14 protein-coding genes are annotated in these 16,273 nt (G+C 55.0%); 7 read left to right on the forward strand and 7 right to left on the reverse strand.

Annotation, left to right across the window (positions count from 1 at the left end; all coding sequences use genetic code 11):
- Window positions 1-35: 35 nt before the first annotated feature.
- The gene (locus HB631_RS19885; protein ID WP_213992918.1) at window positions 36-1,403 is read right to left on the reverse strand and encodes an MFS transporter; all 1,368 of its coding nucleotides are present in this window, start codon (window positions 1,401-1,403) and stop codon (window positions 36-38) included.
- 236 nt (window positions 1,404-1,639) lie between these two features.
- On the opposite strand from HB631_RS19885, the gene HB631_RS19890 reads away from it, so the two are divergent.
- The 3 genes from HB631_RS19890 to HB631_RS19900 all read left to right on the forward strand — a co-directional run bounded on the left by HB631_RS19890 (window position 1,640) and on the right by HB631_RS19900 (window position 4,860).
- Window positions 1,640-2,695, forward strand: a complete 1,056-nt coding sequence (locus HB631_RS19890) for a LacI family DNA-binding transcriptional regulator (protein ID WP_213992919.1) — start codon at window positions 1,640-1,642, stop codon at window positions 2,693-2,695.
- A gap of 103 nt (window positions 2,696-2,798) precedes the next feature.
- Entirely contained in the window at window positions 2,799-3,902 is a 1,104-nt protein-coding gene (locus HB631_RS19895) for a lactonase family protein (protein ID WP_213992920.1), read from the forward strand.
- A gap of 61 nt (window positions 3,903-3,963) precedes the next feature.
- Window positions 3,964-4,860 carry a glutamate/aspartate ABC transporter substrate-binding protein gene (locus HB631_RS19900; RefSeq protein WP_213992921.1) on the forward strand — a complete coding sequence of 299 codons (897 nt, stop codon included), beginning with the start codon at window positions 3,964-3,966 and terminating at the stop codon, window positions 4,858-4,860.
- A 38-nt stretch (window positions 4,861-4,898) separates the two neighbouring features.
- On the opposite strand, the gene HB631_RS19905 is transcribed toward HB631_RS19900, so the two are convergent.
- From HB631_RS19905 to HB631_RS19920, 4 genes are all read right to left on the reverse strand, one after another.
- Window positions 4,899-6,245, reverse strand: a complete 1,347-nt coding sequence (locus HB631_RS19905) for an MFS transporter (RefSeq protein WP_213992922.1) — start codon at window positions 6,243-6,245, stop codon at window positions 4,899-4,901.
- Window positions 6,235-7,125 (reverse strand): aldo/keto reductase, encoded by an 891-nt coding sequence (locus HB631_RS19910; RefSeq protein ID WP_345945726.1) that lies wholly within the window; start codon window positions 7,123-7,125, stop codon window positions 6,235-6,237. Before HB631_RS19910 ends, HB631_RS19905 begins: the two co-directional genes overlap by 11 nt.
- A 187-nt stretch (window positions 7,126-7,312) precedes the next feature.
- Complete coding sequence (locus HB631_RS19915) at window positions 7,313-8,044, reverse strand: glucose 1-dehydrogenase (RefSeq protein WP_213992923.1); 732 nt, start codon at window positions 8,042-8,044, stop codon at window positions 7,313-7,315.
- A 325-nt stretch (window positions 8,045-8,369) separates the two neighbouring features.
- Window positions 8,370-8,939: a DJ-1/PfpI family protein gene (locus tag HB631_RS19920; RefSeq protein WP_213992924.1), complete on the reverse strand. Its 570-nt coding sequence runs from the start codon at window positions 8,937-8,939 to the stop codon at window positions 8,370-8,372.
- Between the two features lie 639 nt (window positions 8,940-9,578).
- Between HB631_RS19920 and HB631_RS19925 the strand changes: the two genes are divergently transcribed.
- Genes HB631_RS19925 through HB631_RS19935 form a run of 3 tightly spaced genes read left to right on the forward strand, consistent with a single transcriptional unit; the run spans window position 9,579 to window position 12,101 of the window.
- Complete coding sequence (locus HB631_RS19925; protein WP_213992925.1) at window positions 9,579-10,154, forward strand: hypothetical protein; 576 nt, start codon at window positions 9,579-9,581, stop codon at window positions 10,152-10,154.
- 4 nt (window positions 10,155-10,158) lie between these two features.
- Entirely contained in the window at window positions 10,159-11,373 is a 1,215-nt protein-coding gene (locus HB631_RS19930) for a glycosyltransferase (RefSeq protein ID WP_213992926.1), read from the forward strand.
- Window positions 11,374-11,375: 2 nt separating this feature from the next.
- Complete coding sequence (locus HB631_RS19935; protein WP_213992927.1) at window positions 11,376-12,101, forward strand: glycosyltransferase family A protein; 726 nt, start codon at window positions 11,376-11,378, stop codon at window positions 12,099-12,101.
- Between the two features lie 150 nt (window positions 12,102-12,251).
- Here the strand turns inward: HB631_RS19935 and HB631_RS19940 are convergent, their stop codons facing one another.
- Window positions 12,252-12,941: a GntR family transcriptional regulator gene (locus HB631_RS19940; RefSeq protein WP_213992928.1), complete on the reverse strand. Its 690-nt coding sequence runs from the start codon at window positions 12,939-12,941 to the stop codon at window positions 12,252-12,254.
- Between the two features lie 430 nt (window positions 12,942-13,371).
- Entirely contained in the window at window positions 13,372-14,679 is a 1,308-nt protein-coding gene (locus HB631_RS19945) for an MFS transporter (protein ID WP_213992929.1), read from the reverse strand.
- A 349-nt stretch (window positions 14,680-15,028) separates the two neighbouring features.
- Between HB631_RS19945 and HB631_RS19950 the strand changes: the two genes are divergently transcribed.
- Window positions 15,029-16,192: an extracellular solute-binding protein gene (locus HB631_RS19950; RefSeq protein WP_213992930.1), complete on the forward strand. Its 1,164-nt coding sequence runs from the start codon at window positions 15,029-15,031 to the stop codon at window positions 16,190-16,192.
- Window positions 16,193-16,273 lie beyond the last annotated feature (81 nt).

Genomic DNA, 16,273 nt, shown 5'->3' on the forward strand with positions numbered 1-16,273 from the left:
TCCTCACTTAATGTTTATGTCACAAATACCCTTCATTACCGGCTCAGAGTGGATGAATATGCGCTGTGTGCTCCGGCCTGCTCATCGTTTTTGGTGTCGATATCACGTAAATCGCGGCCGCGGGTTTCCGGTCCCAAAAAAACGGACAGGGCGGTGAGAACCGATAAAACAATGACGTAGACGGAAACCAGCTTGGGATCTCCTCCGCCCACGGCCAATAAACTCAGGGCAATAATCGGGGCTATTCCGCCGGAAATCGGCGATGTAACCTCTCTCGCCAGTGAAAACCCGGTATAGCGGACCCGCGAAGGAAACATTTCCGCCAGCCATGGGCTTTGCGCCGACGTCATCATGGTTTTGGCAATGGAGGAGACCAGAAACAGACCGCTGTAAATCCAGATCAATTCACGGGTTTGTAATAGATGGAAAAAAGGGATAATAGCCAGACCGGATAAAATGGCGCCTCCTATATAAACAGGTTTACGTCCCACCTTATCGGAGACCCAGCCAAATAAAGGCACGGTGATAAATTGTAATGCGGTACTGAACATCAGCGCGGTAACAATGGTTTCTCTGGGGATGTGCAGCTGCTGGGTGACATAGACGATAACAAACGATTCATAGATATAGGCCAGTGAATTGTCGCCCAACCTTGCGCCCCAGGCACAAAACAGTTGGCGTTTTGATGTCCTGAAAACCTCGCGAACCGGATTCTTGATGACGGCATTCCTGCGTTTGAGCTCTTCAAATATGGGCGACTCCTTCAGCTTCATGCGCAGGATAACGCCAATCACAATCACCACGGTGCTCAACAAAAAGGGGATACGCCAGCCCCAGATGTCAAAAGCCTCTTTGGAAAAATGGGAAGAGAGGTTAAAGGTGGCCAGAGAGAGTAATAAACCCAGGGCAACGCCCATATAAGGCATTGCGCCATAGAGACCGCGCCGTTTGACCGGCGCATTTTCAACCACCATTAATACCGCGCCGGCGTATTCCGCCCCCGAGCCAAGCCCTTGCAGGGCGCGAAGCAGGGTCAATAGCACCGGTGCCGCAATACCGGCTTGGGCATAGGTGGGCAAAAACCCCATTAGGGTGGTGGACCCGCCCATTAATAATAGCGTGATCACCAGGACTTTTTTACGGCCGATGCGATCGCCGAGATGTCCAAACAGCACGCTGCCGAACGGACGGACAAAAAACCCGATGCTAAAGCTGCCAAAGGCTAAAATGGTGCCGATCAGGTGGTCGAAAGAGGGGAAAAACAATCTATTGAATAACGTTGCCGCCGCGGTAGCATAAAGATAATAATCATACCATTCAACGGTGGTGCCGATGATGGCGCTGAGAATGGTATTACGTATTGCTTGCCGGGTTTCCGGCGTTTCAGCGATTGTTTGTTCCACGACGAGCCCCTTATGTAGGTGTACAGCTATAGGTGTACAGGTTTGGCCAACGTTGGAATGAAAACGGCTAACGGCTCTTTGTTGCTACACTCTCGGTCAGCTTGTAATGATGCTTATAAAATGGAAATAGGCCGTTATGTTCGGTTTCTGACAAAATGGAAACGTTTCCGGAAACGTTTCCATAATTTAAAATCGGTTATCAGCTACTGTCAAGTTTCTCGAGCCAGAGGATGAATATGAGTTCTAAAAATGAGACACCGGTCAATGAACGTGCCGGGATCCGTCAAGTTGCTGAACTGGCAGGGGTAGGTATTGCCTCCGTTTCCCGGGTCCTTTCCGGGCAATCGGGCGTCAGTAAAAAAATGACCGAACGGGTTTTGCTGGCGGCGGAACAATTGAACTATACGCCGAATGTCCTGGCGCAAAGCCTGCGACGCCGCTCAACCCGCTCAATCGGCTTTGTCTGTTCGGACATCACCAACCCTCTGCTGGCGTCCATTGTCAGCGGGGCGGAAAGCGTCCTGGCAGCCTCGGGGTATTCCCTGCTGCTTACCAACTCCGGCGGAATGCCGGAAATGGATGCGGAGCATATAGAAGTATTACAGCAGCGGCAGGTGGACGGCCTGATTTTACTACCGTCGCTGGAAAATGATGACGCTACCTTGCATGCCCTGCGTAAAAGTACTATGCCGTTGGTGGTGATTGACCGCACGTTGCCGGATGACGTTGAAGCGAATACGGTGCTCTCCGATCATTATCTTGGCGTGGGCGTTGCCGCCAGGGCGCTGTTGCAACAAGGCCACCGACGCATCGGACTGATCGTCGGACGGGATGTCCGGCCGACCCGGGAACGGATCCGCGCCGTACAGGATGCCTATCAGGCATGCAACGCGGCGCCCGATTATCTCATTGAAACCGGCATCCTGTCCGTTGCCCACGGCGAGCGGGCAATGGCGCATTTATTGGCGTTGCCGAACCCGCCCACCGCGGTGATTTTGGGCGGCAATCAGCTGCTGGAAGGGGCATTAACCGTGATTGAGCAACACAAGCTGATCCTCGGCCGTGACTTTTCGCTGGTGTGCTGTGATGACGTCGCCCTCAGTCGCTTGTTTTCTCCGCCGATTGCCACGGTAATGCGGGACAATATTTTATTAGGTAAGCGTGCCGCCCAGCTCTTATTGGGACAATTGGAAAACCCCCATGAAAAAGAGCAGGTGCTTTTGCCGACCTGGTTCGAAAACCGCGCCAGCTGCGGCCCGGTATCTCACATGCTGAACAAGCCGGGCGTTTAAGGCCGGCCAGCCTGATACCCTTTTATACATCACATCCGCCTGTGTGTTTTTCTTGACATGAGAATGCAACGTCACGGCGATTAAAACCTTGAGGGAGAGGGTAATGGCACAATTTGCCTATGTCGGCTGCTATACATCGCGCCAGCGTGCCGCGCGAGGCCGCGGGATTGAGGTGTATGAGATAGATAACGCCGGAAAGTGGTTTTTGAAACAAACGGTTCAGCCCGTTCAGGATAATCCGTCATGGCTTATCCTGGATAGCCGGGGAGGGCTGCTGCACGCCGTTCATGGCGACGGCACCGCCCTGGCGACCTATGGCCGCGATCCGTTGTCGGGGCTGTTGACCTTGCTGGGTGAGCGGTCAACCGGACCGCAAAATCCCCATCCCGCCCTGGATCCCAAGCAGCGCAATAATCCGGTGCATGTGGCGTATGATCCCTCCGGACGCTATTTGCTGGTGGCCAATCTTAACGCGGGCAATGTCGCCGTATTCCCAATAGGAATCAAAGGTATACCCGACCCGGTTTGTTCAATCATCCCGATCCCCGGAAGGTCGTCGCCGGATCATCATGCCCCCGGGTTATCCCGCCCTCATGAAATCGTGTTTGATCACGGCGGTAAACATTTTGCATTGCCCATTCAGGGAAGAAGCGCCGGGAATGGTATTGATAGGGTGCGGATTTATGCCTTCAACGCCGGCCAATGCGTTCTCACCGATGAAGTCGACATGGCCGCCGGCAGTTGGCCCCGGCATGTTGATTTCCACCCGGATGGACGCTTTTTGTATGTTCTCAATGAAATAAGCAACACCATCAGCGTATTTGACTATGATGAAACGGCGGGATCGCTGGCGTTGCGGCAGACGCTAAGCAGTTTGCCGCCGGACTATGCGGGCCGCAGTGATGCCGGTGAAATCGAAGTCCATGCCAACGGACGGTTTCTTTATGCTTCCAATCGCGGGCACGACAGTATCGGCGTGTTTGGTATTGATAGGGTAAGCGGCGGCGTTCATCCGATCGGCTGGGTACCTTGTGGGGGTAAAAACCCCCGCTTTACCACCTTGACACCGGATGGCCGGCGTTTTTACAGCGCCAATGAGGAAAGTGATACCTTGACGGAATTCCTGGTGAATGCGGAAAGCGGCATGTTGGAGAACACGGGCAGGGTTATCAGCACCCCCAGTCCCACCTGCGTTATCTTTGCCTAAAAAAATATTGGCTCGATTATTGCTTGCTGTATGTCATTTTCCACAAAAAAAGGATAGCGATATGAAACGAGGCGCAACGTTGGTCATCGGTATGGGAATACTCATCTCTTCAGGTTCGGCGCTGGCGGAAGAACTGAGCGGAACATTAAAAAAAATAAATGATTCGGACGTCATTGCGGTGGGCTACAGAGAGACCAATATACCCTTCTCTTATCAGGATGATGCTCACCACGTCATGGGGTATTCGCAGGAATATTCCGACAAAATTATCGATGCCGTTAAAAAGAAACTGAATAAACCCAATTTGACGGTTAAATTTGTACCCATAACCTCTCCCGATCGTATCCCTCTGCTGCAAAACGGCGTGTATGATGTTGAATGCGGGTCGACAACCAACAATAAAGAACGGGCTCAGCAGGTTGAATTTTCAGATACCATCTTTATCGTCGGTACCCGCTTGTTAACGGCTAAAGACAGTAATATCAAGGATTTTAGCGATTTAAAAGGTAAGCCCGTTACCACCAATACCGGAACGACATCCGAGGTCATACTGAATAAGCTGAACGATACGCAGAATATGGGTATGCGGATTGTGACCTCTAAAGAGGGCGGCGCGCCGGCCTTTTACACACTGCAAAGCGGCCGGGCGGTGGCCTATATGATGGATGATGCCTTGCTGGCCGGCGATCGTTCCAAAGGCCGGGATCCCTCAAACTGGGTGATTGTCGGTACGCCTCAATCCCATGAAGCCTATGGCTGCATGATGCGAAAAGACGATCCGCAATTCTCCTCGCTGGTGAATAAAACGATTGCGGATGCGCAGCTGTCGGGTGAAGCCGCCACATGGTATGAAAAATGGTTTAAACAGCCGATACCGCCCAAAGGGCTTAATATGAATTTCGACATGAGCGATGAAATAAAAGCCCTGTTTAAACACCCCAATAATAATGTGCTGTAAACATAACGATTTAAATCCGCCTTCATGAAAGGCGGATTCTATTCTTTGTCAGGCGTTAGCAAGGCGATTTCCTCTTTTCGTACGCGCTCCAAATCCTCCTGCCTGCGCCCAAGCCAGAAACTCAACCCCAGCCACAGGGCGGAGAGGGGTATGGCCACGATGGCAATGCCGGTGACGCCGAGGCCCAGGGCAAGGAGCCCCGCATAGGTCCAGCCGGCCAGTTGATCCCCGCTGCGATAGACAACGGTGTCGATGAAGTTTTTTGTCTTGTAGCGATCTTCCTTGGGTACGGAGGTAAAAAGCACCTCCCTGGCCGGACGGGCCAAGGCAAAGTTGCTGACCCGCCGCGCCACCTGTACCGCAACAAAGACGCCGATGGCCGGAGAGGCCGATAGCACGGTAAATCCCGCCACGCTGAAAAGCGGCAGCGCGCAGAGGGTCACCGCAACCCCCGCCCATTTCATAAACCGTCCGGTAATGAACAGCTGAAACACCAGGGTCAGCACGTTGACCCAGAAATCGATATTGGCGAAGAAGGCGGTGCGGGCTCTGCCATCGACGAAATGCGCCGCGGCGATGGCCGCCTGTTGAAAGTACAAAATGGTGGAAGTCGTGGAATAAAAAAAGATGAAAAAAGCGATACCCAGTAAATAGGGCGATCGGAAGGTGTGTGTCATCCCGGTGAAGATGCCGCCCCCTACCGGTTGGTGCGGATCCTCGCCGGGCAGCGGACGCTTGAACGCATCGCTTATGCGGGACAGCCGCCCCGATGCGAATACCGCCACCTCAAGCAGTATAATGGAGGCGAGCAGCAGGACGCTTTGCCCCAGCCGCTCGACGAAACCGGACGTCAGCGCCGAACCTGCGATACCCCCGAGCGTAGCCCCCCCGGCCAGGAAGCCGAACAGTCGTTTGCCTTGCTCCGCATCAAACACATCCACGATAAAGGACCAGAACACCGACACCACAAAGAGGTTGAAGACCGAGACCCAGATAAAGAACAGCCGTCCGATCCAGACATGTTGCGCCGGCGTCGCCAGGGCGAGCAAAATCAGAAACACCAGCAAATTCAGCATAAAGAAACGGTAGGTAATGGCAATAAACCGTTCGCGCGGCCAGTGCCGCACCGCAAAGGCGAAAGCGGGATGGATCGCCAGCATGGCCAGCAGCGTGCCGGTGAAGAGCCAGGGCAGGTTTCGCACGCCGCCCGCGACGCCCAGTTCGTCCCTGATGGGGCGCAGTACATAGTAGGCCAGGAAAAGCGCGAAAATATAAAGCCAGGACCAGGCCAGCATGCGGATCTCATCCCGGCGTATGTGGGCAAACCGCTGTGGTTGCAACAAGAGCCGATTTAACAGGTCAGATACCGTGGTTTTAAAAGCCATGGCTCAGCTCGTTCACATCCTGTTCCGTCAGCCGCAACGACAATGCAGAGGCATTTTCTTTCACATGATCGGGCGAACCGGATTCAGGAATGGCGATGACATGCCCGCTTCGCATCGTCCAGGCGAGAGCCACCGCGGCCGGGCTGCGCTGATGCCGCTGGGCAACCCGGGTTAAGGCGGCATTGCTTAACAGGCCGCCGGTCATGCCGAGGGGGGAATAGGCCATAATCGGCAGTCCGTGCTGTATGCACCAGGGCAGCAGGTCCGCCTCGATGCTCCGTTGCGTGAGATTATAAAGCACCTGGTTAGCGGCACAGGCATTGCCGCCGGGGACGCGGAACAGGTCTTCCATATCCGCGACGTCAAAGTTTGATACCCCCCAGCGCCGGATACGTCCTTCCCCACGCAGGCTTTCGAAGGTATTGACCACCACGCTCAGATCCGATACGTCGCCGCGCCAGTGGAGCAGGTAAAGGTCGAGATAATGGGTGCCCAACCGGCTCAGACTTCCCATGCAGGCCTGGCGGATCCCGTCGGCGGTGGTGGCGTGATAGGGCAGTACCTTGGATACCAGAAATACCTTATCGCGCTGTCCGGCGATAACGCGTCCAATCATCCGCTCGGCACGGCCCTCACCGTACAGCTCGGCGGTATCAAGAAGCGTCATACCCAGCGAGATGCCGGTTCGCAGGGCGGCCTCCTCTTCTGCGGCCGGATGGCGGCCCAGTGCCAGATGCCAGGATCCCTGGCCCAGGGCCGGCGCTTTGCTGCCGTCCGGCAGCGGCACGCCTGACATTGCCGGCTGCGCCATTGCGCGGCCTCCCAAGAGGCTTATCGCCGCGCCCGCCAGACAGAATTGCCGTCTTGTCAGACCTGCCATTGCATCACCCCCCTGTGTTGAAGGTTAACCGGGACATGCCTTAGTCTTTGGATATTATCCGCAGAATTCCACCTTTACCACTATAGGAAAATATTCCCGGTCAGGGTCGCTTATCACTGATGATTTTCATTCTTGGACGGTCCATCATCCCCGGGCCTCATTCATTTTTCCCGACGCACGTGATCATTCACACCTGTGCCCGACCGCCATCAACAAAAATTTCCGCTCCGGTGGTGAAACTCGAATCATCGGAAGCCAAAAAAAGCGCGGCTTTGGCCACTTCATCCACGTTACCGATGCGGCCCATGGGAATGGTTGAAACCATTCTGTGAAGGGTTTCCGCCGGCTGGCGATCCATGAGCGGCGTTTGGATCGGCCCCGGGCTTAGCACATTAGCGCGGATGCCTCGATCGGCCAGCTCCGCCGTTAATGTGCGCACGAACGAACGGACGGCGGCTTTGGTCGCACCGTAAATGCCCAAGCCGGGCGTCCCTTTTGAACCCGCCACCGAGCCGGTGATAATAAGGGAAGCACCGTTGCGCAACAGGGGAAGGGACTGCTGAAGGGTAAAAAACGCCCCTTTCACATTGACGTCGAACAGGCGATCGAAAAACGATTCGTCTACCTTCGCCAGGGGCATGACGTCTCCCAGACCGGCATTGGCGACGACAATATCAAGATGGCCTTTTTGCTGCGCCACCCGGTCGTAAAGCCTGACGATATCGGCTATTTTTGCCACATCCCCTTGGACGCCGACGGCCATTGGCCCTAATTGGTCAACGGCTTCGGCGAGTTCTTTTTCGCGCCGGCCGGTGATAAATACAAAGGCGCCTTCATGGACAAATGTCTTTGCAATGGCGAGGCCGATACCTTCCGTCGCGCCGGTCACCACCGCTACCTTGTTATCCAGCTTACCCATAGAAATCTTCCTCGGCTCACGTTGCCTGCGGTTTATGTAAAAGAACGAACGGTTCAGAATATACCCGGAATCTTGGGCTGGCAAAATATCGAAGCTGCTTTAAGCAGATCCTCAAAAGATCGGCCTATGGGCAAAAAGGCTGCTTTGCGGCCAAGTCGGCGTTATTGCCGACTGAGGTGAGCAGAATTATCGCCGACAATCCTGGAGATTTGACATGGGCCATTTTCAAAAAAAATTGAGGTTATTTATCAACGGGCTTCGGTCCTAATCGACCCGGTTATCACCGATGGCAAATCGCTACCGGTGATAACGTCACGTAATGTGGTTACCTATCCAGCAGTTCAATGAACTTTGCCAGCCACTGCGGGTGGGCCGGCCAGGCCGGCGCCGTGACCAGGTTACCATCCACATAAGCCTGATCGATGCCGATATCGGCAAACTGGCCGCCGCTCAGGCGAACCTCGGGCGCGCACGCGGGGTAGGCGCTGCAGGTTCGTCCTTTCAACACGCCGGCGGCCGCCAATATTTGCGGTCCATGGCAGACGGCGGCGATGGGTTTACCGGCGTCGTCGAAATCCCGCACCAGCTTTATCACATCCGGGTTCAAACGCAGATACTCCGGCGCTCTTCCGCCGGGGATCACCAAGGCGTCATAATCCCGCGCCCGCGTTTCGGCAAAATCGGCGTTAAGCACAAAACGATGTCCCGGTTTTTCACTGTAGGTCTGCGCGCCGTCAAAATCATGAATTGCCGTTAAAACATAATCGCCTTTGTTTTTATCGGGACAGACGGCATCCACGCGATGGCCAACCATTTGCAGCGCCTGGAAAGGCACCATGGTTTCATAATCTTCGACGTAATCGCCGATCAGCATTAAAATTTTTTTCGTTGTCATGATGAGAGTTCTCTGGGTAGGCACAGGAAGGGCATTGCCGTACAGACCATGCCGGATAGGCTGCCAACGACATGAATCGGACTCGGTTATTTAATAGGCAGTCTCTGATAAAAATAGCCTATGGGCGGCTAAAATACTACGCGTCGCACGCTGCTTCAGACTGCCGGTTATCTTTCTTTGCGTCTGTCACCGGTTTTTATTATCTCACCGGCTGATCTGGAAAATAGGATTTTAAAAAAATCGGCGGGCCAATTTTATAGCGCAACTTATACTCAATGATAACCGCGCGCTATACGGGGTCTGATACAAATGGTAATAGGCAATGGGAATAGTGTATTAAGTAATATTTTTAAACATATTATTTATCATAATGTTACACATATTTCCTTTTGAATTTCCACATAAGTCGTTTATACCAGCTATTCCAATACAGAGCTTTAGTAAGATTCCAGTAACATCCCGATAGTATGATTCAAACAGCAGTAAAGCGGAGCAGGTTCCGTGACTATGAAGTCTCAGGATGTCTGTTCAAGGTTGTGCACAGGACATGTCGGCCGCCGGACCGAACAAGCAACCTAAACCACATCTTTCGCACCTGTGAATAACAAGGATTAGGGAGGGGCTATGCCGGGAGGGAACATGCCGGAATGGTTGTTGTCCGCCATTTCCAACTATGGATACGCCGCGCTGTTCATCGCCGCTCTGATTGAAGGCCCGATGGCGACGCTCTTTGGCGCGGCTCTGGCGTCACAGGGACTGCTGCATCTGGGGGGTGTCTACACCGTCGCCGTGGCGGGGGATCTGACCGGAGATTTGATTCTCTACGGGCTTGGCATGAGTGGCCGCATAACGGCGTTGCCGTGGTGCCGCCGTTTTGACCTTGGCCGCCGGCGACTGGAGCCGCTTGTGCAACGGTTTCGTATTCATCCCGGACGTATTCTGGTGACGGCGAAACTGACGCACGTGGCGGGGTTTGTGGTACTGGTAAGCGCCGGGGCGGCAAGGATTCCTGTCTGGCTGTTTCTGGGCTTTAATCTGCTGGCGACCTTACCCAAGTCCGGTTTGTTAGTGTTACTGGGATTTTTTGCCGGCGCCGCATGGCAGCGTATCGATTTATGGCTGTGGTTATTATCCTGTTCGTTCCTGGTTGTGCTTTGCATCATGCTTGTGGTTTATCTGCGTAGGATCACCGGATCTGTGCTGCCAGGAGGGTAGAAGTATGCGTATCGCTGTGTTTACCGACAGTTTTTATCCTGAGCTGGGAGGGATCCAGGACTCGGTATTAACCGGGTGCCGGGAGCTTGGCAAACGCGGTCATCAGGTGGTGATATTCGCTCCACATGCCACCCGCCATGACTTTAACGTTGCCGGCGTACCCGGGCGTGAAGTTGACGCCGGGCAAAATGTCGAGATCCGGCGGCTGTTTTCGCTGCCGGTGCCCAGTTCCACCGGGCAGTCCCGTCTTCTGGTGCCTACCGGGCGGCGTTGGCGACAGTTACTGCCTTTCGCGCCGGATATTATCCACACCCATACCTTTCTGGGCGCGGGGCTGGAAGCGCTGAGCGCGGCGCGCCATCTTGACGTCCCGGTGGTGGGAACCAACCACTGGGCCATTGGCGAATTCAGCAATTATACGCCCTTTTCGGCGAATTTTTTCCGCGACATCAGCGTCCGGGCGGTAACCCGCTACTACAATCACTGCGACATGGTGACCGGTCCGTCACATTCCGTGACGGACGAAATGAGCGCGTTCGGGCTGCGCCGCCCCCACTGCGTGATCTCCAATCCGGTGGATACGTCTCAATTTCGCCCGCTGCCGGACGCACATCGCCAAGCCCTCAAAAAAATCTACGGCTTCAGTCATTCAACCATTATCTACGCCGGTCGTTTGGCGGAAGAAAAAAAAATCGATGTATTGATCCGTGCCCTGCCGCTTATCGCAACGGAGATGCCCGATGTGATGCTGGCGCTGGCGGGACACGGTTCCGCGCGCCGTCATCTTGAACAACTGGCGCGGGATTTGGGGGTAAGGGAACGCATCCGGTTTCTCGGCACCCTGGATAAAGCCACACTGGCGGAGGCTTTTCATGCGGCGGATATCTTCGCCATCGCCAGCACGTCTGAAACCCAAAGTATGGTATTGATTCAAGCGATGAGCGCGGGTTTGCCCGTGGTAGGGGCGCGCTGGCGTGCGTTGCCGGAATATATCGACCCCCAGTCGGGTTTTCTGGCGCAGCCGGGCGACAGTGAGGATTTTGCCCGCAGGCTGACACACTTGCTACGCTCGCCGGCGTTGCGCAAACAAATGGGCGAGCATGCCGCCCTTAAAACGAAACAATTTTCCATCACTACCGTGACAAGCCGCTGGGAAGAGATTTATGCCCGGATCAGTCTGGCAGTACCCGAGGAAATGTCGCGTATTTCAGGAGCGTAATCGTGAAACTCAGTCTGATAATTCCCGCTTATAACGAAGAGCTGTATCTTGCGACCTGCCTGCAATGCGCGATGAAGGAGCTGACGGCGCATGCAAATCCCGGAGAGTTTGAAATTATCGTCGTCAATAATGCCAGCACTGACCGGACATCGGCCGTTGCCGCCGGATTTGACAATGTGAAGGTGGTTTACGAGCCGATAAAAGGACTGACCCGCGCCCGGCAGAAGGGGCTGGAGTCGGCATCCGGCGATATTCTGGCCTTTATCGACGCCGATACGCGTATGCCGTCCGGCTGGCTGGGCAAAGTGCTGGCTGCCTATGAGAAAAGAAGCGATCTGGTGTGCGTCAGCGGTCCGTACCGTTATTTCGACTTGCCGGGGGTGAAGGGGTTGCTGGTGAAGCTTTATTGGCTGCTGCTGGCCAAACCCACTTACTGGTTCACCGGCTATATGGCGGTAGGCGGCAATTTCGCCGCCAGTAAACAGGCCCTGTTGCGCATTGGCGGATTCGATACCTCCATTGCGTTTTATGGGGAAGATACCAATATCGCCCGCCGACTGTCCGGCGAGGGCCGGGTGCAATTCGACCTGGAAATGATCATGGAAACGTCGGCGCGTCGCCTGAAAGAGGAGGGCTTTGTGACAACCGCGGTACGCTATGTGATTAATTTTATGTCCGAAGCGATCCGCAATAAACCCGCGACCTCCGAATATCGCGATATTCGCTAGGGCAAGGCAACGGATACCGGCCATGAAGGAGAAGAACCGTACCGCTCATGAATCACCAACGGGTGATATATGGCCTAGATAATTCAAGATGCGGGAAAGCCTACGAACCCGCAACGCGAAGTCTGACGGTTAAAGTCGTTTGCCGGCTTGCTAGCGCGGCAGCTCCGGGTAATGTATCGTCCGGTTGTAGCCGCCTTTGATATGTTCATTGACCGCCAGGATAAATTTTTGCACATTGCCGCGCTTGATCGCCTGGATTATGGCGGCGTGTTCCTGACAGAGCAGCTCAATATCCGGCACGCCGCGGCCATGATGCACCCGACCGACCTGCGGGCCGTAGCTGAGGGTGGCATACATTTCGATGATGTAGGGGTTACGGGTGGTGGAAACGATTTTTTTATGGAATTGGCTGTTTAATTCAATGAATTTATCGTAATGCTGATAATCGGCGCCGTATTCCCCGTTCAGCATCGTCTGGTTAAGCTCTTCCAGCTCGGCTATTTCCTGCTCGGTAATATTCTCCATGACATACTCACCAATGGTGGCCTCAATCATCAGGCGGGCTTCGTGCCATTTGAGCATGTCTTCACTTGAGGGGACCGGCGATATTTGGTATCCCTTGTTTTGCTCGAACGAGAGCAATTTTTCCGCATGCAGCCGCGCCAGCGCCTCACGCACCGGAATAACGCTCACGCCGTATTCCAGCGCCAGGCGGCTGATGATCAACTTCGCGCCGGGAGCATCCTGTCCGGAAATAATGCGCTTTCTGAGCGCTTTATAAACCTGATGGCTGATGCTGTCGGATTGAATTAACGTGTTATCGTTCAACGGGTACACCATGTTTAACCCCCCTCTGCGCCGGTCATCCCGGGAAGGGCGCTTTGTTGTAAACAGGGTAGAGGAATGGGGGCCTGAAATCAATAAATCGTCAGGATGAGTAAAGTAGCCGTCTTTCAAGTCAACAACTTTGACAGGGTTTACCCGATATTTTTATCCTACGGCAGCCGTTTATGCAGCACTTCAAGCTCAAACGCTGCCCGGTCAGGACAGGATGCCGGATCGTAAACACGCCGTGAATCCATCCATTTAGGCTCGATCCGCGCGATTATGACCCTCATCCCTGAGGGTCACCCTTCGGGCCAACGCCTGACGGCGTTGTTCCAATACGCTCCCGGCGTATTGGTCCCTGGCGCGGACGGTTTACTCTTCCAGCATCCTGTCCCTCCCCATGAATTCCATGCACATGTGCCAAATCGAGCCCGTGTTAGGATTATTCGGTCATAAATTTACGGGCGCACAGCAGCGAGATAATGGTAATAATGGCGCAGGCGGCCATTTCCAGTGACAGATAATGCCAGCCGCCGCGATCGTAGCTCACCAGAAGAGTGGCGATTGCCGGCGCGGGGCCCGCGATGAGCGCGCTGGTGATTTCACGGGAAAAGGCGATTCCGCTATAGCGGATATGTACCGGGAACAGCTGCGTTAAAAACGATGCCTGCGCGGCGAATTGTGACCCCATTCCTCCCGCCAGCCCAAGGGTCAGGGCCAGTGCGCCGAGATAGACGTTGCCGGTATTCACCAGATAAAAGAACGGCACGATGTAAAGCAGACTGAAAATGGCGCCCCCCAGATAGACCTCGCGGCTGCCGATACGGTCGCACAGTTTGCCCCACAGCGGCAAAACGATAATCCCCACCGCATAGGCGGTGGAGCTGATGGATAAAGCCTGCGCCGAGGTCAAATGGATCTGGGCGGTCATATAACGTAACGCGAATACCTGAAGAATATAAGAATAACCGGTATGAATGACCGTGGATCCCATTGCCACCAGCAGGCGTGGCCAGTCATCACGCAATACTTCCACAATCGGCGCCCGGGCGGGTCGGTGTTTAGTGAGCGCCTGTGCCCGTTTGGTCTTTTCAAATTCGGCGGTTTCCGACACGCTGGTCCTGACCCAATAGCCGAACGCCACAATCAGAATGCTGATAAGAAACGGCACGCGCCAGCCCCAGCTGAGGAACTGCGCATCGGACAGGCTGGAAGATACCGCGCCCATGACGCCGAGGGCCAGCAGCGAACCGATCCAACTGCCCGCCGCCGGCCAGGCGCCGGCGCTGCCGCGTTTGGCTGCCTGGCTGGATTCGGACGCCACCAGGATGGCGCCGGCATACTCGGCGCCGGCTCCCAGCCCCTGCAAACAGCGCAGTACGATCAATAAACCCGCCGCCCAGGGGCCCACCATATCCCGCGTCGGCAGCAGCCCGATCAGGGTGGTGGAGACACCCATCAAAATCAGTGTAATCACCAGCATCGGCCGCCGGCCCAATTTATCGCCATAATGACCGAAGATGATGCCCCCCAGGGGACGGACCAGAAACCCGGCGGCAAACGTCATAAAGGCCCAGACCGCCGAGGCTTCGGCTGCGTTGGCGTCAAAAAACAGTTTGGAAAACACCAGCGCGGCGGCGGCGCCATATAACGCGAAATCATACCATTCGACAATACTGCCCATCATGGCGGCCAGCATCGGCTTGCGGGAGTTCGGCGCCTGAAGGGCTGTAGGGTTCAAAGCACTCATAAAAAAGTTCCTCTGTAATTCCAGCTGAAAGGCAACTGCCATCCTTTCCCGCATTTTTATTATGGAAAAAAACGTCCGGACAGTGATGAAACAGATCTTTACCCATCGCCGATTCTGGTGAGCGAACCAGGATAATAAATCGTATATTATAATTAATGATATCCGAAGATCCTGTCTATGAATAAGCTGCAATTTAACGCAAAATATTCTCTTTGTGTGATGATAATCACTAAAACGGTTATATTTAGCAGCAATATTGTCAGTTGTGCTTAATTTTGGGATACGTATCACATCTGATATTAATATATGATATATTATTATTGCTAATTACAGCACCACGGACAACGTTATGACACTCACAGGCATGACATGGGGACACATCAGAGCCATGGATCCCCTGGTGGCTTCGGCCAGAGAATACAGCAACACGGCGGAGGGCTGCGACGTTGACTGGCAGGTCAGGGATTTGCGGGATTTTGAGCATCAATCCCTTGCCGATATTGTGCGCCGGGTGGATATGGTGGTATTCGATCATCCGCACTGCGGCATGCTGGCGCAACAGGGGCTGTTTGTGCCCCTTGATGCCCTGGACGCGCTGTCGGCGGAGCACGATGCCGATTTTATCGGTTCCTCGCTGTCCAGCTACCGTTACCAGAATAAACAGTGGGGCGCGCCGGTGGATGGCGCCACCAATCACGCGGTCTATCGCGCCGATCTGTTGGCCCGGCTCGGCCTGCCGCTGCCGCAAAGCTGGCAGCAGGCATTGGTTTTGGGGGAGGCGGCTCGCCGCCAGGGGCTCTATCTCGCCATGGCCGCCAATGCGCATCACGGGCTGCTGGCGGTGGCCGCCCTGTGCGCCAATATGGGCAATCCATGGCGGGAAGGCGAGCGGGAAGGGACGCTGGAGATCCACCGCCGGACTCTGGCGCAGGCGGTGGACTGGCTGGATAAATTAATGGCTTTTTGCCCGCCTCAGTCCATTGAGTGGAATTCCATTGCGCTGCATAACCAGATGTCCTTACGTGACGACCTGGTCTACTGCCCCTGCGTTTATGGCTTCGCGGTCTATGGCGAACCGGGTATCTATCAGCACCCCCTGTCTTTTGCCGGCTTTGCCGGGGTCCGGGCGCCTTACCATGCGGGCTCGGTGTTAGGGGGCGCCGCTATCGGCCTGAGCCGCTACAGCCGCCGGCAGCCGCAGGCGCTGCGCTATTTGGACTGGCTGATGGTAGACGCCACGCAGCGCGGCGTTATCGCCGGTTTTCACGGCCAGCCGGGTCGGGTGGAAGCCTGGAACTCCCCGGCGTTGGACAAAAAATTCAACGGATTTTTTTCCGCGGTGCGTCCTTCCATGGAAAGCGCGTGGATGCGGCCGCGTTACGCGGGCTATCAGGAATTTGAAACCCGGGCCGGCGCGCTGCTGGAATCTCATTTGCGCGGCCGGGTCGGCCTTGACGACGCGGTGGACGGTCTGTTGGCCCTGGCGGTGGCTCATCCGGCCAATGCCGGCTGACGTTTTTGACATTTTACGGATTCCGTCCGCGGCGCCGGCCATGGGTTTCGGCCGTTCGCCCGGACCGATCCTGGAGTAACA

This window comes from Sodalis sp. dw_96, from assembly GCF_018449575.1.
GTDB lineage: Bacteria > Pseudomonadota > Gammaproteobacteria > Enterobacterales > Enterobacteriaceae > Acerihabitans.